The sequence below is a fragment of the Bacillus sp. ILBB4 genome (genome assembly GCF_035064545.1).
Taxonomy (GTDB): Bacteria; Bacillota; Bacilli; order Bacillales; family Bacillaceae_H; genus Priestia.
In genome coordinates this window covers 132,000-152,239 of sequence record NZ_JAIQVD010000007.1, presented here as the reverse complement: position 1 = coordinate 152,239, position 20,240 = coordinate 132,000, and the positions used below count along the sequence as shown (strand labels likewise).

The window sequence follows — 20,240 nt, the reverse complement described above, 5'->3', positions numbered from 1 at the left end:
CACGCCGCCAGCGTTCATCCTGAGCCAGGATCAAACTCTCCGAAGAAATGTTTGACTTGCTCAATTAAAAAATAAAAATTAACGTTGACGTTTGTCGCTTTGTTCAGTTTTCAAAGTTCAACCGCCGCTCTTAAGCGACTTTTTAATCTTACCAGTTTATCTCTTTCTTGTCAACAAATTTTTTAAGAAGTTTTTTCAAGTTTTTGATAAATTTAGTATCGCTCATCGGCGACGTATATAAATTTATCACGGATATTTTAAAGCGTCAATAGATTTTTTAAAATAAATCGTGTTTTTTTAGAAAAACCTTTTATCCAGGCTATAAAGTCATATGTCAGGGTATCTACACGTCATAACCGCACCGTATCAGATACCCTTTATCCTCTCTATCATTTCGCCACATAGTGTCTATGGTACAAACTCTTTCCCTTGGTTTCTACTTTTTTTACCATAATGATATCTTTTTCAATTAAAAACTCAAGAAGTATTCCTAAATCAATAGCATAAGGGCGTATTTCGGGATGATGAACCAGTTCATTAAACGTCCATTCCTGCTTTTCACTTTTCATAATATGAACAAGATGCTTGGCACCCAATTCAGTTTTTTTATTTACTAGAAATTCACTCGCTAAGAAAAGCAGCTCTAAACGCTTGCTAACCTCTTCTTGGCTAATAATTAGTTCTTCGTAAAGACGATGAATTTCAGGTTCTATTTTTTTCACTTGGTTCCATACTGTCACTTCTGGGTGAAATCCATTTTCCAACACAGACAGTCGTGCTAAATGATGAAGAGCATGAATGACATGATTGAATGCATCTAAATAATGATTAGACGCATAAAAGTCTTTTCCTTCTTTAAATCGGCGAATCAACTTAGCAAACTCGACACCTATTCTCTTTGTCCGATCTTCTCTAGGGAAATCAATTAAGCGTTTCTTTAAATTTTCCATATATTCGTTGCGATCAAATAGCACTTTACCATTTAAGATCCAATCAATAATACGGCGGTTCGTCCCATTCATAATCCATTCACTCATTTGCTGTTCAGAAGCCATATAAAGTGCCGCACGCTCATTTTCATATTCGTATTGTTTAATAAAAAGAGACGTTTCTGTAGTTTTGGTCACAATAAATAAGATAGCATCCAAATTATCCGTCACTGGAGATTCTGATTTCTTTTTTTCAATCAGTAAAATACCTAGTGTGTCTTTATTGCTAGCTCTTTCTTGATATATTGGCCGTAAAACATCTTCCATTTTGAGCTCTCCTAACTGTAATAAACAAATATTTTTCAAACTTTTAAAGGCTATGGACTAAGATTTCTTTTTTTATTATATACGATGTATAACGGATATCCCACTCAGAATTATGGAAATCATTCAGAAAGCTCAAAAACCAACGATAATTTTCCGAAGATTCAATTTTTATTATCATTCACTGTCTCACTCTATGATATATTGGTAACAGGGGGGATACTGATGGGGATAAAGTATTCAAATAAAATTAACAAGATTCGCACGTTTGCACTCAGCCTGATCTTTGTTGGTTTCATTGTTATGTATGGGGGAATTTTCTTTCGGTCTTCAGTCTGGCTAATGACTGTTTTTATGCTTTTGGGGTTGCTGTGCATCGTAGCTAGTACCGGCGTTTATTTCTGGATTGGCATGCTTTCTACAAAAGCGGTTCAAGTAACCTGCCCTACATGTCAAAAGCAAACCAAAATGCTAGGGCGCGTAGATATGTGTATGTATTGCAACGAGCCGCTTACGCTTGACCAGTCTCTTGAAGGAAAACAATTCGACGAAAAGTATAATAGAAAAAAACAAAAAGAAAGCTGATAGTATCACTACTATCAGCTTATTAATGCGCTTTTTTAGCCGTACAATCAGGACACGTTCCGTAAATTTCCATTCGGTGGTGACTAATATCAAAGTCAGTAATATGAGCAGCCAGCTTTTCTACTTCGTCTAAACCAGGATAATGAAAATCCACAATTTTTCCGCAGTTTTCGCAAATCACATGGTAATGCTCTGTTGTAACATAATCAAACCTGCTTGATGCATCACCGTATGTTAGTTCCTTTACAATACCTACTTCGCGAAATACTCTTAAATTATTGTAAACGGTTGCTACACTCATATTTGGAAACTTACCTTCCAGCGCTTTATAAATATCATCTGCTGTTGGATGTGTCATTGAATTGATTAAATACTCTAAAATAGCATGACGTTGTGGTGTAATACGAACGCCAGTACCTTTTAACGTTTCAAGGGCTTCTTGTAAATGATTTGACACGTCATGCACCCCTCTTCTGTAAGTATTATTACTTTATAATTCTTATAATTAGTCTACATGTTTTACCCACGTTTTGTCAACTTGATGCCTATTCCTATTTTATGTAATAAGTAGAAATTTTTCATATATTTTATGCAAAAAAAGAAGTGTGGAAATCAATCCACACTTTTAAATATATTAACATCTGAGGAGGTATGCCCTACACTGATATTGTATGTTCAAAGACTAAAACTGCTCTAGTTATCTGCCTGTTTTTATGCCATTTTTTCTTTAATAAATGATAAAGCTTCTTCCACATGCCCTTTCACTCGAACCTTGCGATATTCTTTTACGAGCATTCCTTCTTTATTAATGATAAAAGTGGAGCGTTCAATGCCCATATATTCTTTTCCAAAGTTTTTTTTCAGTGTCCATACTCCATACTCTTCAGCTACGCTGTGATCTTCGTCAGCTAAAAGTAAGAATGGAAGGCCGTGCTTATCAATAAACTTATGGTGTTTGTCGATTGGATCCGGACTCACTCCTAGAATCACCGCATCTAGCTCTTCAAAATTTTCATGCTGATCTCTGAAATCACAGGCTTCTGTTGTACAGCCTGGCGTCATATCTTTCGGATAAAAATACAGCACAACGTTTTTGCCTTTCATCGACGTCAGTGATACTTGCTCTCCATTTGTAGACATCAATACAAAATCGGGTGCTTTTTCTCCAACTACAGCTGTCATATTTATCTTCTCCTTTACGCTTTTCATTTTCTTTGAATAGCGTACCCAATATTAGATAAGATGACAAGTTTAAGTGCGGGTAACAGTTCGCATCACAAAGATTGCAGGCATAATATAGCCGATAAACGCTTCAAAAGTTGCAAATAATTTCCCAATTCCAACCGGATACATATCTCCGTAGCCTACTGAAAATAACGTCGCTGCGCTGAAATACATACTGTTAAACAGGGTATAAAAATAATGACCTTCATGTTCAAACCCTCCGCTTAATACTGGAATACTCCCCATCTCACATACTGTATAAATAAGGCTAAATCCCAATAAAACTGTAATATATGAATAAAACAAGACAAAGAAATGACCAATTGAGAAAAAATGAAATTCTCCAAGTTCTTTTTCAAAGAGAAACTTCATACTACCAATTACAAAAACAATGATAACGAGGATTAGAAAAACAACCATCATTCTACTCCTTTAATTTATACTCTACTACCACTATACGCGCGTTCTTGTCCATTCATTACTACTCCGAAGCCACCAAAAAGAGCAGGCATTTAATTGCCTGCTCCTCTGTATTTTTTGACCCCTGTATTCCATAAGAAAATAGAGATTACAAAAAAGACGACTCCCATAACTGGAGTTAAAAATGCATATCCATACCATTCTGACCTTCCTAAGAAATAAGCAGCTGGATATACGCCTACAAATGCAAAAGGAAGAATCCACGTTAAAACATATCGGATGACATTATTATAAATATCTACAGGATACCTTCCGTAGTTTCCAATATTATAAATAGTAGGCATAATAGAGGTTCTGGCATCGGACCAGAAGCCTATGCTTGCTAAGGCGATGAAAATTCCTGCGTATACAAGCGCTCCTCCTAAAATAAATAATAGAAAAATAAAAACATCATACCACTGGAAATGAAGATGTAAAGAAGACGCAGCATAAGCCATTACTGCAATTCCTGTGATACCACCAAACAATGATTCTAGTTCCATCCGCTCTAAAATAACTTGAAACAAACTGTGAATTGGCCGCGTTAAAATTCGGTCCATTTCTCCTTTAACAATGTACCGCTCGTTGAAATCCCAAATGTTAAAGAAAGACGAAAAAATAGCAAAAGGGACCAAAAAGAAACCATAAATAAAGATAATTTCCTCTCGTGACCATCCGTGCAGCGACTGAGTATGTCCAAATACAACTAAAATAAAAATCAAATTAACTGTTTGAAACAATAAGTCTGAAATGATTTCAACTACCATGTCGGTGCGGTACTGAAGCCTTGTTTTCATATATTGACTAATGTACTGAAAAAAAATCGAAAAATAAAACATTTTCATAGACTACCCTCCTTGAATAACCATTTTTTTCTTCGCTATGTTCCACAAACATGCAATAGGGACAAATAGAAGTCCTGACCAAACTGCTTGTGTGATAAGAGCATTTATTACTTCCTGCCCTTTAAATCCATTTGTGAAAATCATGCTCGGAATATAACTAATGGCTTGAAAAGGGAAATAGCTCATAATATGTTGCGCCCACAAAGGATAGAAGCTGATGGGCAGAAGAAGTCCTGAAAACAAATCAATAACAACGCGCTTCGCTCGAATGAGTCCATCATTGTTAAAGAGAAAGAAAGTCGTAATACCCGTTAATAAATTAATTTGTGTATTAATAATGAAACTAAAAATTAAAGACAGTCCAAAATAAAGCCATGTTGCTCCATTTGCTGAGAGCTGTACTGGAAATAAAAACGCGACAATAATCATGCCGGGCACTGAGAAAAACAGCAGCCGAAAAATCCCTTCTCCCAGTCCTTGCATTGTTTTCATACCAAGGTAGCTATAAGGCTTAATTAACTCTACTGCCACTTTGCCATCTTTAATTTCCATTGCCATTTCACGGTCAATGTTATTAAAATAAAAGGCTCTTGCCATCCATGAAACTGCTACATACGTTGTCATTTGGGTAATGGATAACCCTTGAATATTCTCTTTTCCTCCATAAATAGCGGACCATAAAAAGTAGTAAGCACCAATATTAATCGCATAAATCAATATTCCGCTGTAATAATTCGTCCGATACGCCAGCATCATTAAAAAGCGAATGCGTATCATCTCTATATATTTATCCATTCACAACACCTTCTTCATAAATGTTGCGGATGATTTCTTCCGTTGAAATTTCTTCAATGTTAATATCATTGATTTCATGCTTTGCCACCACTTTAGCAATCAGCTGCGACATCAAGTCCCCTTTATTTTGAAGCTGCGCTGTCCACAAATATTTTTGATCACCTTCAATCCAGTTAACAGGCATCCCTTGCGTCAATAGCTTCAACTGTTCTTTATTTGGCGCGGTTCCAAATTCAAACGTAACTTGTTTAAGATCTCCCCAATTCGAACGCAGCTTTTGCAGCGATCCGTCATAAATAATACTGCCTTCATCCAGCATTACGACGCGTTCACATAAAGCTTCAATATCTGCTAAATCATGTGTCGTAAGCAAAATCGTCGTATTATATTTTTCATTAATTTCTTTTAAAAATTGGCGGATTTTTAATTTAACTAGTACATCTAAACCGATCGTCGGTTCATCTAGAAATAGAAGCGGCGGATTATGAATAAGAGCAGCAGCCAGCTCACAGCGCATTCTTTGACCTAGCGAAAGCTTTCGCACCGGCTTATCTAGTAGCGGTCCAATATCTAAAGTTTGAATAACATGCTCCATATGAGCGTTATAATCTTCATCTGACACTTTGTATACTTTTTTTAACAGGCGAAAAGATTCTTGTACGGCAATATCCCACCACAGCTGAGAGCGTTGACCAAAAACAACACCAATCGTTTGGGCAAACTTTTCTCTTTCCTTATGAGGATTCATTCCATTTACGGTAATGTCGCCTGAAGTAGGAGTTAAGATTCCTGTCAGCATTTTGATTGTGGTCGATTTCCCCGCTCCGTTTTCTCCTATATACCCTACCATTTCCCCTTGTTTTACGGTAAACGATATATCGTTCACCGCTTTCATGACTCTATAATTACGGGTAAATAAATCCCGGAATGCCCCTTTAAGGCCAGAGCGGCTAGAATAGGCTTTAAATTCTTTACGAAGTTGATTCACCTCAATAGCATTTTTCATTGTATTCCCTCCGTTACGTGGACGTATTAGTGGTTTCTTTTATTGTTTCCAGCGCCCTTGCTAGCAACTCCTCCAAGAGACGAGGAACTATTTTCTAGCAGTTAGCTCACAAATTTCTATCATACACGTTCTCGAATGTTTTTCAAGAAACAAATAAGTTTGATAGAATAAAGAAGTTGAACTTTTCATTAGGAGGCATACTATGCAATTTACAAAATCAGAACAATTACACGCTGAAGCACTCGAACATATTGTAGGCGGCGTTAACAGCCCTTCACGTTCATATAAAGCCGTAGGAGGCGGAGCGCCTATTGCAATGGAGAAGGCAAGCGGAGCTTATTTCTGGGACGTTGATGGAAATAAATATATTGACTATTTAGCAGCTTACGGTCCTATTATTACGGGACACGCTCATCCTCATATCACGAAAGCTATTACAAAAGCAGCTGAAACGGGTGTTCTTTACGGTACTCCAACTGCTCATGAAGTCACATTTGCTAAAATGCTCAAAGAAGCGATGCCCGCATTAGATAAAGTGCGCTTCGTCAACTCTGGAACAGAAGCCGTTATGACAACGATCCGTGTAGCACGCGCTTATACTGGACGCGATAAAATTATTAAATTTGCAGGTTGCTATCACGGCCATTCAGACCTTGTATTGGTGGCAGCTGGATCTGGCCCTTCTACACTCGGAACTCCTGACTCTGCAGGTGTACCAAAAAGTATCGCTAATGAAGTCATCACAGTTCCTTTTAACGATATTGAGCCTTACAAGGAAGCATTAGAAAAATGGGGCGATCAGATTGCGGCTGTTTTAGTAGAACCAATCGTTGGAAACTTTGGAATTGTTGAGCCTGAACCTGGCTTTTTAGAACAAGTCAACGAATTGACTCACGAAGCTGGAGCACTTGTTATTTACGATGAAGTTATTACAGCGTTTCGCTTTATGTACGGTGGAGCTCAAGATTTACTTGGTGTAAAACCTGATCTGACTGCCTTTGGAAAAATCATCGGCGGCGGCCTTCCAATCGGAGCCTACGGCGGTAAAAAAGAAATCATGGAAAAAGTGGCGCCGCTTGGACCCGCTTATCAAGCAGGTACAATGGCAGGAAACCCAGCTTCTATTCTTTCTGGAATCGCTTGCCTAGAAGTACTAAAGCAAGAAGGTGTTTATGAACAGTTGGATAAGCTAGGGGCGATGCTCGAAGAAGGTATTTTAAAACATGCTCGTACATATAACATGCCTATCACTATCAATCGATTGAAAGGCGCTCTTACTGTCTACTTTACAACGGAAACGGTCAAAAACTATGAACAAGCAGAAAATACAGACGGCGAATTATTCGCACGCTTCTTTAAACTAATGCTCCACCAAGGTGTCAACTTAGCTCCTTCGAAATATGAAGCATGGTTCCTTACTACAGCTCATACAGAACAAGATATTGCCGAGACATTAGAAGCAGTAGAAAAAGCATTTAAACAATTAAGTGAAGAACGCTAATTCTTATTCTAAAGAGGCTGAGATAAAAGAATTTTAGACGAAGTGAAAAATGAACCATTAATCAACATGTTTGATTTGTGGTTCGTTTTTTTTGTTATGGTGAATATAGTTTCATGCTTGTAGGTCTTTCTAGCAGTTGATTGGAGGGCAAGGCGAAGACTCCTGCGGGAAAAGCAGAACAGGTGAGATCCCACAGGAGCGTATGCGACGAGGAGGCTTAGCGACCGCCCGCGGAAAGCGAAGTCTTGCATGGAAATCACCTGCTGTGTCACAAGCGGTTCAGCTCATGTATCCCATTTGTTCGTCTTGAGATTGAATTTATTTCGTTATGTCTCGACCTCTTTTTCGTTTTACCTTTGGGTTTCCTTATAGAACATTCCCACCTTTCATAACCATTTCTTACGCGTCATCTCCTTTTTGTCAGCCTGTCGAAAAATCCCGAGAAATACCCTTATTTTTCTGCTTGTTTTCTCTTGATATCCATTCTTAAACCTTGTATAGTATGTTATTGTTTATATTATTTCCAACAGGTTATGTAATAAAGAAGGATTGATTTTTGCAATTTATCATTTGTTTTGGGGAACATTCTTCATAACGAAAAAACTTTTTTACAGAAAGGAACTACGAACGCACATGAAACTTGGTGCCCGCATCTTAAAAACGGGAATTGCCATTACACTTTCATTGTTATTAGGTGAATTTCTAAGTTTACCATCTCCAATATTTGCGGCAATTGCGGCAGTTTTTGCAATTCAACCGTCTATTTACAGATCTTATTTAACAATATTGGAGCAAATACAGGCGAATGTGATTGGAGCTGCTTCTGCAGTTTGTTTTGGACTTATTTTTGGTACCCATCCCATCATTATTGGTTTTACCGCTGTTGTTGTCATCGCAGTCAACTTAAAATTACGTATTAATAATACAATTGGGCTTGCGCTTGTGACAGTAATTGCAATCATGGAAAATCCAGGAGATAATTTCGTTGAATATGCACTTATACGCTTTGGTACAGTGTTACTTGGGGTATTCTCAGCATTTATTGTCAATCTTATTTTTATTCCGCCAAAGTATGAAACAAAGCTGTATTATAAAATTGTAAGCACAACGGAAGAAATTATTAAATGGATTCGCATGAATCTTTATCATGCGTCTGAGCACACATTGTTAAAAGAAGACATTGAAAAAATGAAAGACAATGTGGCTAAAATGAATCAACTTTTCGATTTTTACAAAGAAGAACGCACTTATTCAACCAAAAAACGTTTTGTTAAGTCACGCAAGCTCGTTTTATTTCGTCAAATGATTACCGTAACAACACGCGCTCTTACAACCTTGAAGCTACTCCACCGAGTAGAAAATGATCTCCAGGTCATGCCACAGCAATTTCAAGATTTAATCAAATCTGAAGTTGAGTGCCTGTTAATGTATCATGAGCAAGTATTATTAAAATTCATTGGGAAATTACGCGTACAGCCAACCACTACTGTACCAAACGAAGCCTGCGTTGGAAAACGAGCTTTAATCGATAAATTTATGCAGTACAAAATATACGATAATGATGAAGAGAATAAGGTTATTTATCATATCTTCCCTTTGATCTCTGTCATCATTGAGTATAGTGAAGAGTTAGAGCATCTTGATAAGCTGATTGATACGTTCCAAAACTATCACAAAGATGATAACTCATTTGATATTAATCATCAGCGACAAGAAGATTAAAAACACCACCTATTGTTAGACAATAGGTGGTGTTTTTAAATTGTATCAAGCTGCTGAACGTTAAAGAGCTGATAGTAATGACCTTTTTTCTTAATTAACTCCTCATGAGAACCTCGTTCGACTACTCTTCCATTTTCTAAAAGTACAATTTCATCAACATGAGTAATTGTAGATAAACGATGGGCTACAATGAAGGTCGTGCGATCTTTTGCTAGTTCAGCTAATGCTTCTTGAATATAGTGCTCACTTTCTAAATCTAGAGCTGAAGTGGCTTCATCAAAAATAAGAATAGCTGGATTTTTTAAAAATACGCGCGAAATGGAAATACGCTGCTTCTGTCCCCCTGATAGCTTCATTCCCCGCTCTCCCACTTTTGTATCATATCCTTCAGGCAAATTCATAATAAAATCGTGGGCATTTGCGGCTTTTGCCGCAGCAATTACTTCTTCATCTGTCGCTCCTGGCTTTCCAAGCAGTATATTGTTTTTAACCGTGTCACTAAACAACACCGTATCCTGCAGGACGATTCCAATCTTATCTCGCAGGCTGCGTACTTTATAGGTTTTGATATCAATGTCATCAATGAGAATTTTGCCCTCTGTCACATCGTAAAAGCGCGGAATTAAGCTGATAAGCGTGGATTTCCCGCCTCCGCTCATTCCAACAAACGCAACGGATTTTCCTTTTTCTACATCTAAATTAATATCATGAATTACCGGTTTTTCTTCTTCTTCATAAGCAAATGAAACGTGCTCAAACTGCACCTTTCCATGAAGCTCAGTGCATTCTTTTGCATCTTTCTTGTCTGTAATATCGTATTCTTCATCAATGAACTCAAACACCCGGTCCATAGATGCAACAGACTGCGTGAGCGTAGTCGATGAATTAACCAAGCGGCGAAGCGGATTATACAAGCGGTCAATGTAGGCAACAAATGCTACCATCGTTCCTACGCTAAGACTTTCTGTGATGACTTGATATCCAGCAAATGTAATCACGATTAAAGGCGCCAAATCGGTAATGGTATTTACTACTGCAAATGTTTTTGCATTCCAATTCGTATGATTGATTGCTTTTTGTAGAAAATTTGAATTTTGCTTATCAAATTGTTTCTGCTCATGAGGCTCAATAGCAAAGCTGCGAATAACAGAGATCCCTTGAACCCTTTCATGTAAGTGCCCTTGCACTTCCGCTAAAGCCTGCGAACGGACTCTTGTTAAATGGCGAAGACGACTGTAAAAATATTTTACAGAGAACGCATAAACCGGCAGCAAAATAATCGATACCAGTGTTAAAGGTACATTCATCGTAAACATAATCACAATGGCTATTACAATCGTCATCATATCAAGCCATACATTCATTAAGCCTGTGATAACAAAGTTTTTTGTTTGCTCTACATCATTAATGACTCGTGAAATCACTTCACCCGCTCGAGTATTTGCATAATAACGTAAGCTAAGCTTTTGAATATGGCTAAACAGCTGATCCCGTATATCATATAGTACTTTGCTCGATACCCACTGAGCATAATACTGCCTGTAATATTCAATGGGAGGTCTTAACACTAAAAATATAACAAACGAAATCCCCATAATCGTCACCATTTTATGAACTTTTTCAGAAGAAGACATGCCATGTCCATTTACGATATCGTCCAAAACATATTTCAAAAGCAGCGGAATTAATAAAGGAATAGCAAATTTAATAATACCAATTAATACAGTGCCGACAATTTGCCATTTGTATGGCTGTACAAACTTCATGTAGCGTCTTATACTTCCCATAAAATCTCCCCTTTCTATCTATGAGGGCAAGCTTTCTTAGTATATGTACACGCGTCGATTTTTTAGTGCTTTTATCTCTCCTAAAAGATGGTGAGCATAACGCCAAAAAGAACATTATATCAAACAGTCAGCTTTAGACGGCCTAACATAATGTTCTCTAGATCATTCATCAAGAATGCCGATATGTTAAAAAACGCTCATACCAAATGTCAATGAAATCTGGAGCAAACGGGCCTTTTCGCTGTCGAATCCAACCTTTTAACTCCTCGACGTGATTATGTAAAATACGGTCAATCACTTCTGGATAATTCATTTCTTTTCGATGCTTCTCATATTCATCTTCATCAAGAAGGGTGTATGTCATATCTGGATAGACTTTGATATCTAAATCATAATCAATATATTTGAGCGCTTCATTGTCATCATAAATGAACGGCGAACTGATATTGCAGTAATAATAAATTCCATCTTCACGGATCATCCCAATGACGTTAAACCACTGCTGAGCATGAAAATAACAAATTGCAGGCTCTCTTGTGACCCATGTTCGTCCATCTGATTCTGTAACGACCGTACGATCATTTCCTCCAATCACTAAGTTATTGGTTGCTTTTAATACGGTTGTCCGATCCCACACGCGATGAATATGTCCATTATGCTTGTAGCTGTGTATTTGAATTGTTTCTCCTTCCACCGGAATTCCCATCTCCAATACCTACTTTCATTTTAGCACTTAAAAAAATTCATATAACGTCTCCATTTGTCTTATGTTTATTATAACGGTTTCTCTCTCATTTTAACATAAATGTGCTAACCTTCTTGAGTTCAAAAAAGCCACTCCCCCTACTTTTCCTTTGCTTGGCAGCCTTAAAAAAGAGAGGAAGTGACACATCAATGTTCATTAAGCAAGTGTAGAGCAAGCCCCTTCACTTTTATATGTACGAATAATGTCTTCGGTTTGTGCTTCAAACGTCAATTGAATCTCTTTTAATTTTAGCTTCATTTCACTAATCTCACCTTGCACAGAATGAAGTTTTGCTTCTTCATGAAGTTTTATTAGTTCACCTTCGATTTCCTGACAGCGCTCAATCTCAGACTGCAAAAACAGAAGTTGATCCATGGTCTCCAATTGTTGAGTCACTAGCTCATCAAATTTTTTCATACGATAGCTCCTCCCTATTTGCTTTAACCATACACGCGGCACTTCTGTTAACATTCTGTTTAGGTGATACAGATTCCTTTGACGAGTTGTGTAAAGTTTCAAGAAGTTTTGTCATACTTTGTTGCTTTTTATATAAAAAAAAGCGAACTTAACATCGCCGTATGAAAGACGTTAAGTTCGCTTTTGATATTAACCTTGGTATTTACCAGAGTTTTGGTTTTTCTTTGCTTGAGCTTGTGCGTTTTGTTGTCTCACTTCTTGAGCACTTGTTTCGCTAGCAAATTCAGTACCGAAGTTGTTTTTAGATGCTTGAGCATTTTGGCTTTTGTTTGCCGCTGCTTGTGCATTTTGTTGTTTCACTTCTTGTACATTTGTTTCGCTACCAAATTCAGTACCGAAGTTGTTTTTAGATGCTTGAGCATTTTGTTGCTTCACGTGTTGTGTGCTTGTACCAGATGCTGTTTTGTTTGTTTGCTTTGCCATTGTAATCACCTCCACGAAAATTAATATGCCCGGGAGGTAAATAGGGTATGCAAACTTTTTTCAGTATTTTAAGGCGCAAGTCCAAAATACATTTACCTTACATTAAAAGTGAACGCCCTCCATCAATAATAAGCGTTTGACCGCAAATCATATTTGCTTGATCGGACACTAAGAACATAACTGCATCTACCATGTCTTTTGGTTCCACCATGCGACCAGCTGGAGTATGCTTGCGTGCATCATCTAGAAGCTCATCGCGATTTGGGAAATGTTTTAATGCTTCTGTATCCACAGCTCCTCCAGATACAGCATTTACCACAATATTCTTTGGAGCCAGCTCCACTGCTAAATAGCGGGTCAACGCTTCTACAGCAGCTTTTGACACGCCTACTGTTGTATAATTTTCTAAATAGCGAATAGACCCAAGCGAACTGATGGTAACAATCTTTCCTCCGCCTACTTTTTCCATACGTTTAGCCGCTTCTTGTGCACAGAATAAATATCCTTTGCTGTTAATATCCATTGTCCAGTTCCAGTGAGTTTCTTCCAATTCCATAATAGGACGTAAAACTCCTGACGCTGCATTACTTACAAATACGTCTAAGCGACCGAATACTTCATCAATTTGCTCAAACATTTCTTTAATTTTTTCTACTTTTCCTACGTTTGCTTTAACAACTAATGCTTCTCTGCCTAATGCTTTGATTTCTTCTGCTACTTCCTGCGCTGCACTTTTGCTTCGTGCATAGTTTAATACAATATCGTATCCTTCTTTAGCCAGACGTAAGGCAATTTCTTTACCAATACCTCTGCTGCTTCCCGTAACTAGTGCTACCTTTTGTGACATGATGTCATCTCCCTTATGTATCGTATTATCTTTACATTGTACTGATTTTATCGCATAAGAAACAAGTAATATAGGGAAAATAGATAAAACTTGATGAAATGAATGAGGTGAATAGAATGTATGTAGGTAGAGACATGACGGCTCTTTCAATGATTTCTAAAAGCGAGTGGAAAGACAGCGAGCTTGCGTTTTTCCATCATTCTTTACAGCAAATAACGCCGTATTTAAATGCTGAAGGACAAAGTATTCATCAGCAAATTATTAAAGAAATTGAAGCACGGGGCGGGTTACAGCGCCAGGAAGCAGATTACACACACGGCACGCATGTATCATATGATTAAATAAAAAGAAGCGCGGAGTTTATCCGCGCTTCTTTTATTTAACAAGTAAATATTCTTTTAAGATTTTTTGATGGGAAACAGGAAATGCATATTGTTCTAAATCTTTTTCAGAAACCACTTTCAAATTTTTTAATGCACTGATATCACTTATAAGCTCTGCTCCATATACTGTGATATTCCAGACGATATGAGAAAACACGTGCTGAATCGTCGTAAACGGTGCATGGATTTTAATATCGGCTCCGTACTCATTTTGAATAAATGCGTGAAGCTGCTGATGATCTGGCGCTATACTAAGATCTACTTCTATATTTGGAAATTCCCATAGGTTAGCTAAAAGTCCTTTGCTTGGACGTTTATGAATCAGATAATTTCCTTCCTCGTCTCTAATCACCGCTGCAGCAAGCTGAAGAGCACGCGGCGCTTTTTTCTTTGATTTAACAGGAAGCTCATTCTGCACTCCTTCTTCAAATGCACGGCAGTGTTCGCGAACTGGACATAATAAACAGGAAGGAGAAGTTGGTGTACAGACAATGGCACCAAGTTCCATCATGCCTTGATTGAAATAGGAAGGATTATCTTTTGAAATAATTTCATGCACGATATCTTCAAACAGCTTTCTTGTTTTCGGTTTTGCAATATCATCCCAAACGGATAAAATGCGCGATAGCACACGCATGACATTTCCATCTACAGCAGGTTGCGACACTCCGTATGCAATACTTAAAATGGCTCCTGTTGTATAAGGGCCTACTCCTTTTAGTTTAGAGATTTCTGCTGGCGTGTTTGGAACTTCTCCCCCGTATTGTTCGTGAACTTCTCGAACGGCGGTTTGTAAATTACGGGCACGGGAATAATAGCCTAATCCTTCCCACGCTTTTAACACATCATCTTCATTCGCATAAGCTAAATCTTTAATAGTGGGAAATTTGCTAATAAAATTATTAAAATACGGAATGACCGTATCTACTCTCGTTTGTTGAAGCATAATTTCAGATACCCACACTTTATAAGGGTCCTGATCTTGACGCCAAGGTAGAATGCGCTGTTCCTGCTCAAACCAAGAGATTAAGTCATCTTGAAATGCTCGAATATCGAAATTTTGTACAATATCTTTACTTTGTTTCACGTCATAGCCTCCGAGGTATTAACTATACATATACAATGTGTTGCTTTTTGAATCTTAGTAACTTTATGATAACCTTATAACAACTACAAATATGAATAGTAAAATGAATTGTTCAAATAATGAATAAAAACAGCTAATTTGCTGCGTTAGTAATAAAGCGAGATTTTTCGCCCTAAATCCAGCTTCCATGCTGAATTAGGATAATCTAAGATTGTCATTTTACAAAGGAGGAGTTCGCTCTGGATACTGGTACACACATTGCAATGGGAATCGCTTTAGGCGGCCTTGCAACATTAGACCCCACTGTATCTGCGAATACAGCCACACTGGATGCTGTAATGATTGGCGTAATGGCCGGGTCATTAGCACCTGATTTAGACACTGTTTTAAAGCTGCGAAACAATGCACAGTATATCCGCAATCACCGTGGAATTACACATTCTATCCCGGCTGTTATTTTATGGCCTTTGCTTATTGTGCTCATTCTTTCGCTTCTGCTGCCAGGAGCTAACTTGCTGCATCTATGGATGTGGACCTTTGCAGGCGTCATTATTCACGTGTTTGTTGATATCTTTAACGCTTACGGCACGCAAGCTTTACGACCTTTCACAAATAAATGGATTGCGCTTGGCGTAATCAACACGTTTGATTACGTGATTTTTTCAGCTCACGTCCTTGCGATTATCATTTGGTTTGCTGGAGCAGAGCCGGGACCAACATTCATTACGCTGTATGTGCTATTGGCGTTTTACTATGGACTGCGCTTTTATATGCGCCACCAGATCGCCAAGAAGCTTCGAAAACAGTTTCCTGATGTAATCAAGCTCAATATCTCTCCTACAATGCGTTTCACTCACTGGCATTTAGCTGTGACGACCGAAAAGTATTTTCACGTAGGAAGAGCAATCGGAGAAGAAATTTTTATTTATGATACGTTTGATAAAGTTCCAATCCCTGAATCCGCTGTAATTGAAGTAGCGAAAAAAGATGAAAATTTATCTGCTTTTCTTTCATTTTCACCTATTTATAGATGGGAACTGGACGAATATAACGACCATATTGAAGTGCGCTTTATTGATTTACGCTACCGCAGCAAGGATTACTATCCATTTGTAGCCGTGGTCCAGCTTGATTACGATTTAAATATTATTTGCTCGTACACAGGTTGGATTTTCAGTGAGAAAAAATTGCGTAAAAAGCTTGATTACCTCCCGCACTAATCATAACAAGAACAAATATGAAACCCAAAAACGAACCGTCTTGAGAAGACGGTTCGTTTTTATTTAATGTTTTAAATAGTCATCGTTATTTAATAAATGCTGATATTTAGGGTTTTTAACCGCGATTTCATGAAGTTTGTCACCGTAGCTGTTGATATACATCGTAACAACCTTTTCCGTCGCTTCTTTACCTTTATAATCATATCCTGCTTTTGCGTAAGATGACTCAAAATCTTCCCAGAAAAGTTCAACCCACGTGCGAGCTTGAGCGTATGAGAGCGAACTGTTTTTATTTAATAGCTGATTCGTTAATCTTTCAAATATATCGTTCATAAGAACACCTCGATTACCAAAATTCTTTATGAGTATGTTTGCACTTTTAACTTAAACTATAAATGCGGAGTTATTCACTCCCTCATGTACTATATCATAACCGCAACGCTTTCTGTTGTAAAAGGAGAGGTATCGATGCGCAATAAAGCAAAAGATTTTCCAAACCAACATCATACTAAGTTTGAAGGCGAACCTCGAGCAAAAGCTGAGTACGCTTCAAAACGTGCAAATGGAACTATTAACACGCATCCTCAAGAACGTATGCATGCTTCTAATGAGCGCGAAGAATAACCGCTTGCTTTACGTTTAAAAATAGAGTGAATATAGAAATCAAACAAGCAGCACACTTCGTGCTGCTTGTTTATCCCTTTATTTTTTCAACATGGAAATAGGCAGTGCCTCTTCGTTTTGCGGTGAGCCAAGCCTAAATCCCCACGCAAAAACTCCGTTCATATAATCAATTTTAAAATATGAACCCGGATCTCCTTGAATTTCATATACTTCCCCTGCTTTAAACGTTTCGGGATCCAATAAATACGACCTAGCCATTGTTACCTTTCTTTCTAATACTGCATACTCATTGACCATGCCAAGCTGTTCAGCTTTTCGTGCTTTTTCTTGAAGAGACCCAATTTCTTGTTGAAGTTCATACGTCGTCATATCGCTGTAACGTTTTTCAGACATGCTGTTTTCCCCCTTGTTTGCTTTCATTTTATTATAACAAAAGGTATAACTAAAGGGAGACTATGAAAAGGGAGTTTTGGGAATGAAAACAGTGCTAATCACGGGCGGTGCGACGGGTCTTGGAAAAGAACTCGCTAAATTTTACGCAAAAGACTACAACGTCATTCTAGCTGGACGCAATCAATATAAATTAAAAGAGGCGCAGCATGAGCTAGGAGACAACGTATATACGATGTCTGTAGATATTACAAAGTATGAAGAAGTAGGAAAATCTGTAGAAAAACTGCTGGTGCAGCATTCAGTAGATATCCTTATCAACAATGCAGGCATTGGACATTTTGGTCCTTTGACCGATTATACAAAACAAGCCATCGATGAAGTCATCGATACAAATGTAAAAGGAACTATTTTTTTAACACAAGCGCTTATGCCTCATCTCTTGACGAGACCTGAACCTAAAGTTATGAATATCATTTCAACTGCAGGACTTCGCGGGAAAGCTAATGAAAGCGTCTATGTGGCAAGTAAGTTTGGCGTAAGGGGATTTACAGAAAGTTTAAAAGTGGAATACAAAGATACCAGCCTTCATGTGATTGCAGCTTACATGGGAGGCATGAATACCCCTTTTTGGGATCACAACAACCATATTAAAGATAAAAGCCGATTGCGCTCGGCTTCAGAAATTGCTGAGATTATTTATAAACAGCAGAATGACTCAGAAGATATTTTGTTTTAAAAAAGAGTGAAACATACCTACATCAATCTAATCTAAAGATAAACAAATTGTATAAATGATCTTATAGGAATTGCTTGTGACACAGCGGTTGATTTCCGTGCAGGACTTCTCCCTTTCCGGGGACGGCAGGAGTCTTCGTCTTGCCCTCCAATCAACTGCTAGAAGCAACTAAACATATGAAGTTTACGTTTACCATCACACTGAAAAAATCCGAACGAGTTGGATTCTCCATCAAGAATCTCGATTCATCGTTCGGATTTCCCTTCAACTAACATACTTTTGTCCCGCCTTTATTCCTCTTCAATAGAATCTAGAAATGATTGAATTTGGTCAATAGAGAATCCTTTTCTATAAAGAGCCTGCTTCATTTTTTGCTGATATTCCCAGCCTTCATACTTTGAAAAACGACGATGAGCTTTCATTCCTTGGTATTGCAGAGCTTCCCATGCTTCATCGCTTTCTTTTTCTGTATTCGTGCGCTGAAATGCTACTTGAATAATAGAAAATGAATAGCCCTTCACTGCCAATGCTTGTTCCATTTTTTGTTTCATCATTACTTGAGATAATTTTTTATATTTCCCTTTTAACTTTTCAATTAATTTCACAGCAGTTTGAATTTGCTGTTCTTCAGGGTATTCACATAAACTAAGGGTAATAATGGAATCAGAAATTCCCTTTTCTTTTAATTCTCTTTGAATCACATTTGGTCCTTTTGATGTCGTGTTCATTTGAGTTAACACGAATGCTTTTGCAAACTCTTCATCATTTAAATAACGGTGGCTGACTAATTTCTGAATAACTTGTTGAATAATAGTAGAGTTAATTTCTTTTTTCTTTAAATAATCATGTACCTCTTTTTCAGAGCGCATTCGATAAGATAAGTAAGTGATAGCTAAATTATAAGCTTTTTTCTCATCATCTGCGTACTGAATTTCCGTTAATTCAAATTCATCAAGCTCACGACCTTTTTTCAAGTCATATTTGATGAGGACATTTTCGTCAACACCAAAGCCAAACTCTTCACCTTTACCGTAATCTAAATACACATTATAACGTTCACCGCTATTCTTTTGCGTGGTGATTTTTGTGACAACAGGCATAACCTTCACCTCATATTTCTTATTAAATTGATGGCTGAAGAACCGCCAAACGTATCATACACATTTTTATTTATCTCAATAAAGGAGGAAATTCGTATGAAAATTGTTATTGCTGGAGGAACTGGATTCGTAGGTAAAGCTTTAACAAAACATTTTTTAACACAAAAACATTATGTATATATTTTAACACGCAATGCAGATAAAGCTGCAAGAGATCCGAAACTTAAATATGTAGAGTGGATGCAAGAAAACAGCCAACCTGAAGAGCATGTAGAAGGAGCAGACGTTTTTATCAATTTAGCTGGCGTTTCACTTAACAGCGGCCGCTGGACGGACGAGCGCAAAAAAGCCATTGTGGAAAGTCGCCTTTCTTCTACTCAAGAAATCCTTCGTATTATGGCTGCCTTACCCGAAAAACCGTCCCTTTATGTAAACGCAAGCGCAGTTGGTTATTACGGGACATCAACTACAGAAACGTTCACAGAAGCTTCTCCATCCATGGGCACAGATTTTTTAGCTGAAACAGTAAAAAAGTGGGAAAATGAAGCGTTAAAAGCGATGGAACTAAATATTCGTACTGTTTTAACAAGGTTCGGCGTTATATTAGGCAAAGATGGCGGGGCACTCCCTTCTACTGCCCTTCCTTATAAATTATTTGCAGGAGGAACAGTTGGTTCGGGAGAGCAGTGGATGTCTTGGGTGCATCTTCAAGACGTCGTCAAAATTATTGATTATTGTATTCATACCAAACAAATAGAAGGACCTGTTAACGTAACTGCCCCAAACCCTGTTCAAATGAAAGAGTTTGGAAAGACGATTGGCAAAGTGTTAAATCGCCCTCACTGGATGCCCGTACCTAGCTTTGGCCTTCAGCTGCTGATGGGAGAAATGAGTATGATTATTTTGAAAGGACAGCGTGTTTTACCTGAAAAATTGATTCAACAGAATTACATTTTTACATATACTGTATTAGAAGATGCATTGCGAGATTTACTCTAGTTATTTTCTGATATTTACCTAAAACAGGT

At 37.8% G+C, this 20,240-nt stretch carries 25 protein-coding genes; 9 read left to right on the top strand and 16 right to left on the bottom strand.

The annotated features are described in order from the left end of the window. Window positions 1-389: 389 nt before the first annotated feature. Window positions 390-1,256, bottom strand: a complete 867-nt coding sequence (locus LAV82_RS24690) for a nucleotidyltransferase-like protein (protein WP_013055174.1) — start codon at window positions 1,254-1,256, stop codon at window positions 390-392. Window positions 1,257-1,478: 222 nt separating this feature from the next. On the opposite strand from LAV82_RS24690, the gene LAV82_RS24685 reads away from it, so the two are divergent. Beyond that, window positions 1,479-1,838: a YgzB family protein gene (locus tag LAV82_RS24685; protein ID WP_211078870.1), complete on the top strand. Its 360-nt coding sequence runs from the start codon at window positions 1,479-1,481 to the stop codon at window positions 1,836-1,838. A 22-nt stretch (window positions 1,839-1,860) separates the two neighbouring features. On the opposite strand, the gene perR is transcribed toward LAV82_RS24685, so the two are convergent. From perR to LAV82_RS24655, 6 genes are all read right to left on the bottom strand, one after another. After that, a complete protein-coding gene (gene perR / locus LAV82_RS24680) occupies window positions 1,861-2,295 on the bottom strand; it encodes a peroxide-responsive transcriptional repressor PerR (protein WP_098239526.1) in 435 nt (144 codons plus the stop codon). Between the two features lie 254 nt (window positions 2,296-2,549). Then, entirely contained in the window at window positions 2,550-3,020 is a 471-nt protein-coding gene (gene bcp / locus LAV82_RS24675) for a thioredoxin-dependent thiol peroxidase (RefSeq protein WP_499717150.1), read from the bottom strand. A gap of 69 nt (window positions 3,021-3,089) precedes the next feature. After that, the gene (locus tag LAV82_RS24670; protein ID WP_013055170.1) at window positions 3,090-3,482 is read right to left on the bottom strand and encodes an ion channel; all 393 of its coding nucleotides are present in this window, start codon (window positions 3,480-3,482) and stop codon (window positions 3,090-3,092) included. A gap of 92 nt (window positions 3,483-3,574) precedes the next feature. After that, on the bottom strand, window positions 3,575-4,360 hold the full coding sequence (locus LAV82_RS24665; protein WP_499717151.1) for an ABC transporter permease: 786 nt from the start codon (window positions 4,358-4,360) through the stop codon (window positions 3,575-3,577). Between the two features lie 9 nt (window positions 4,361-4,369). After that, the gene (locus LAV82_RS24660; RefSeq protein WP_211078869.1) at window positions 4,370-5,161 is read right to left on the bottom strand and encodes an ABC transporter permease; all 792 of its coding nucleotides are present in this window, start codon (window positions 5,159-5,161) and stop codon (window positions 4,370-4,372) included. After that, on the bottom strand, window positions 5,154-6,167 hold the full coding sequence (locus tag LAV82_RS24655) for an ABC transporter ATP-binding protein (RefSeq protein ID WP_014461820.1): 1,014 nt from the start codon (window positions 6,165-6,167) through the stop codon (window positions 5,154-5,156). Before LAV82_RS24655 ends, LAV82_RS24660 begins: the two co-directional genes overlap by 8 nt. A gap of 202 nt (window positions 6,168-6,369) precedes the next feature. Here LAV82_RS24655 and LAV82_RS24650 point away from each other — a divergent pair, with 202 nt between their 5' ends. The 3 genes from LAV82_RS24650 (at window position 6,370) to LAV82_RS24640 (ending at window position 9,390) form a co-directional block, all read left to right on the top strand. Continuing rightward, window positions 6,370-7,668, top strand: coding sequence for a glutamate-1-semialdehyde 2,1-aminomutase (locus LAV82_RS24650; protein WP_013055166.1), 1,299 nt, complete (start codon window positions 6,370-6,372; stop codon window positions 7,666-7,668). A 136-nt stretch (window positions 7,669-7,804) separates the two neighbouring features. Then, window positions 7,805-7,978: a hypothetical protein gene (locus LAV82_RS24645; protein ID WP_211078868.1), complete on the top strand. Its 174-nt coding sequence runs from the start codon at window positions 7,805-7,807 to the stop codon at window positions 7,976-7,978. 323 nt (window positions 7,979-8,301) lie between these two features. Then, complete coding sequence (locus LAV82_RS24640) at window positions 8,302-9,390, top strand: FUSC family protein (RefSeq protein WP_013055165.1); 1,089 nt, start codon at window positions 8,302-8,304, stop codon at window positions 9,388-9,390. 35 nt (window positions 9,391-9,425) lie between these two features. On the opposite strand, the gene LAV82_RS24635 is transcribed toward LAV82_RS24640, so the two are convergent. The 5 genes from LAV82_RS24635 to fabL form a co-directional block, all read right to left on the bottom strand. Further along, complete coding sequence (locus LAV82_RS24635) at window positions 9,426-11,177, bottom strand: ABC transporter ATP-binding protein (protein ID WP_013081549.1); 1,752 nt, start codon at window positions 11,175-11,177, stop codon at window positions 9,426-9,428. A gap of 169 nt (window positions 11,178-11,346) precedes the next feature. After that, the gene (gene ntdP, locus LAV82_RS24630) at window positions 11,347-11,883 is read right to left on the bottom strand and encodes a nucleoside tri-diphosphate phosphatase (RefSeq protein ID WP_013055163.1); all 537 of its coding nucleotides are present in this window, start codon (window positions 11,881-11,883) and stop codon (window positions 11,347-11,349) included. A gap of 195 nt (window positions 11,884-12,078) precedes the next feature. Continuing rightward, complete coding sequence (locus LAV82_RS24625; protein ID WP_013055162.1) at window positions 12,079-12,339, bottom strand: YgaB family protein; 261 nt, start codon at window positions 12,337-12,339, stop codon at window positions 12,079-12,081. Window positions 12,340-12,528: 189 nt separating this feature from the next. Beyond that, window positions 12,529-12,822: a gamma-type small acid-soluble spore protein gene (locus LAV82_RS24620; protein WP_013055161.1), complete on the bottom strand. Its 294-nt coding sequence runs from the start codon at window positions 12,820-12,822 to the stop codon at window positions 12,529-12,531. Window positions 12,823-12,919: 97 nt separating this feature from the next. Then, entirely contained in the window at window positions 12,920-13,669 is a 750-nt protein-coding gene (fabL, locus tag LAV82_RS24615; protein WP_013055160.1) for an enoyl-[acyl-carrier-protein] reductase FabL, read from the bottom strand. A 116-nt stretch (window positions 13,670-13,785) separates the two neighbouring features. Between fabL and yfhS the strand changes: the two genes are divergently transcribed. Further along, window positions 13,786-14,010, top strand: a complete 225-nt coding sequence (gene yfhS / locus LAV82_RS24610; protein ID WP_025752758.1) for a mother cell protein YfhS — start codon at window positions 13,786-13,788, stop codon at window positions 14,008-14,010. 34 nt (window positions 14,011-14,044) lie between these two features. On the opposite strand, the gene mutY is transcribed toward yfhS, so the two are convergent. Next, entirely contained in the window at window positions 14,045-15,139 is a 1,095-nt protein-coding gene (gene mutY, locus LAV82_RS24605) for an A/G-specific adenine glycosylase (protein WP_211078867.1), read from the bottom strand. 239 nt (window positions 15,140-15,378) lie between these two features. On the opposite strand from mutY, the gene LAV82_RS24600 reads away from it, so the two are divergent. After that, window positions 15,379-16,359 (top strand): metal-dependent hydrolase, encoded by a 981-nt coding sequence (locus LAV82_RS24600; protein WP_029324552.1) that lies wholly within the window; start codon window positions 15,379-15,381, stop codon window positions 16,357-16,359. Between the two features lie 63 nt (window positions 16,360-16,422). Here LAV82_RS24600 and LAV82_RS24595 read toward each other — a convergent pair whose 3' ends face one another. After that, window positions 16,423-16,692, bottom strand: coding sequence for a YfhJ family protein (locus LAV82_RS24595; protein WP_013055156.1), 270 nt, complete (start codon window positions 16,690-16,692; stop codon window positions 16,423-16,425). Window positions 16,693-16,827: 135 nt separating this feature from the next. On the opposite strand from LAV82_RS24595, the gene LAV82_RS24590 reads away from it, so the two are divergent. After that, a complete protein-coding gene (locus tag LAV82_RS24590) occupies window positions 16,828-16,983 on the top strand; it encodes a small, acid-soluble spore protein K (RefSeq protein WP_013055155.1) in 156 nt (51 codons plus the stop codon). A gap of 78 nt (window positions 16,984-17,061) precedes the next feature. Here LAV82_RS24590 and LAV82_RS24585 read toward each other — a convergent pair whose 3' ends face one another. Next, window positions 17,062-17,376 carry a YfhH family protein gene (locus LAV82_RS24585; RefSeq protein ID WP_013055154.1) on the bottom strand — a complete coding sequence of 105 codons (315 nt, stop codon included), beginning with the start codon at window positions 17,374-17,376 and terminating at the stop codon, window positions 17,062-17,064. Between the two features lie 82 nt (window positions 17,377-17,458). Here LAV82_RS24585 and LAV82_RS24580 point away from each other — a divergent pair, with 82 nt between their 5' ends. Beyond that, complete coding sequence (locus LAV82_RS24580) at window positions 17,459-18,112, top strand: SDR family NAD(P)-dependent oxidoreductase (protein ID WP_013055153.1); 654 nt, start codon at window positions 17,459-17,461, stop codon at window positions 18,110-18,112. 290 nt (window positions 18,113-18,402) lie between these two features. Here LAV82_RS24580 and recX read toward each other — a convergent pair whose 3' ends face one another. Continuing rightward, complete coding sequence (gene recX, locus LAV82_RS24575; RefSeq protein WP_328255663.1) at window positions 18,403-19,212, bottom strand: recombination regulator RecX; 810 nt, start codon at window positions 19,210-19,212, stop codon at window positions 18,403-18,405. Between the two features lie 96 nt (window positions 19,213-19,308). Between recX and LAV82_RS24570 the strand changes: the two genes are divergently transcribed. After that, on the top strand, window positions 19,309-20,211 hold the full coding sequence (locus LAV82_RS24570) for a TIGR01777 family oxidoreductase (protein WP_328255662.1): 903 nt from the start codon (window positions 19,309-19,311) through the stop codon (window positions 20,209-20,211). The last annotated feature ends 29 nt before the right edge of the window (window positions 20,212-20,240 follow it).

Bases quoted from the DNA above. Each gene is read 5' to 3' on its own strand.
- LAV82_RS24590 (WP_013055155.1), top strand. From the start codon at position 16,828: ATGCGCAATAAAGCAAAAGATTTTCCAAACCAACATCATACTAAGTTT.
- fabL (WP_013055160.1), bottom strand. From the start codon at position 13,669: ATGTCACAAAAGGTAGCACTAGTTACGGGAAGCAGCAGAGGTATTGGT.
- bcp (WP_499717150.1), bottom strand. From the start codon at position 3,020: ATGACAGCTGTAGTTGGAGAAAAAGCACCCGATTTTGTATTGATGTCT.
- LAV82_RS24570 (WP_328255662.1), top strand. From the start codon at position 19,309: ATGAAAATTGTTATTGCTGGAGGAACTGGATTCGTAGGTAAAGCTTTA.
- recX (WP_328255663.1), bottom strand. From the start codon at position 19,212: ATGCCTGTTGTCACAAAAATCACCACGCAAAAGAATAGCGGTGAACGT.
- LAV82_RS24650 (WP_013055166.1), top strand. From the start codon at position 6,370: ATGCAATTTACAAAATCAGAACAATTACACGCTGAAGCACTCGAACAT.
- ntdP (WP_013055163.1), bottom strand. From the start codon at position 11,883: ATGGGAATTCCGGTGGAAGGAGAAACAATTCAAATACACAGCTACAAG.
- LAV82_RS24620 (WP_013055161.1), bottom strand. From the start codon at position 12,822: ATGGCAAAGCAAACAAACAAAACAGCATCTGGTACAAGCACACAACAC.
- LAV82_RS24685 (WP_211078870.1), top strand. From the start codon at position 1,479: ATGGGGATAAAGTATTCAAATAAAATTAACAAGATTCGCACGTTTGCA.
- yfhS (WP_025752758.1), top strand. From the start codon at position 13,786: ATGTATGTAGGTAGAGACATGACGGCTCTTTCAATGATTTCTAAAAGC.
- LAV82_RS24640 (WP_013055165.1), top strand. From the start codon at position 8,302: ATGAAACTTGGTGCCCGCATCTTAAAAACGGGAATTGCCATTACACTT.
- LAV82_RS24580 (WP_013055153.1), top strand. From the start codon at position 17,459: ATGAAAACAGTGCTAATCACGGGCGGTGCGACGGGTCTTGGAAAAGAA.
- LAV82_RS24660 (WP_211078869.1), bottom strand. From the start codon at position 5,161: ATGGATAAATATATAGAGATGATACGCATTCGCTTTTTAATGATGCTG.
- LAV82_RS24665 (WP_499717151.1), bottom strand. From the start codon at position 4,360: ATGTTTTATTTTTCGATTTTTTTTCAGTACATTAGTCAATATATGAAA.
- LAV82_RS24595 (WP_013055156.1), bottom strand. From the start codon at position 16,692: ATGAACGATATATTTGAAAGATTAACGAATCAGCTATTAAATAAAAAC.
- LAV82_RS24625 (WP_013055162.1), bottom strand. From the start codon at position 12,339: ATGAAAAAATTTGATGAGCTAGTGACTCAACAATTGGAGACCATGGAT.
- LAV82_RS24655 (WP_014461820.1), bottom strand. From the start codon at position 6,167: ATGAAAAATGCTATTGAGGTGAATCAACTTCGTAAAGAATTTAAAGCC.
- LAV82_RS24670 (WP_013055170.1), bottom strand. From the start codon at position 3,482: ATGGTTGTTTTTCTAATCCTCGTTATCATTGTTTTTGTAATTGGTAGT.
- LAV82_RS24585 (WP_013055154.1), bottom strand. From the start codon at position 17,376: ATGTCTGAAAAACGTTACAGCGATATGACGACGTATGAACTTCAACAA.
- LAV82_RS24635 (WP_013081549.1), bottom strand. From the start codon at position 11,177: ATGGGAAGTATAAGACGCTACATGAAGTTTGTACAGCCATACAAATGG.
- LAV82_RS24690 (WP_013055174.1), bottom strand. From the start codon at position 1,256: ATGGAAGATGTTTTACGGCCAATATATCAAGAAAGAGCTAGCAATAAA.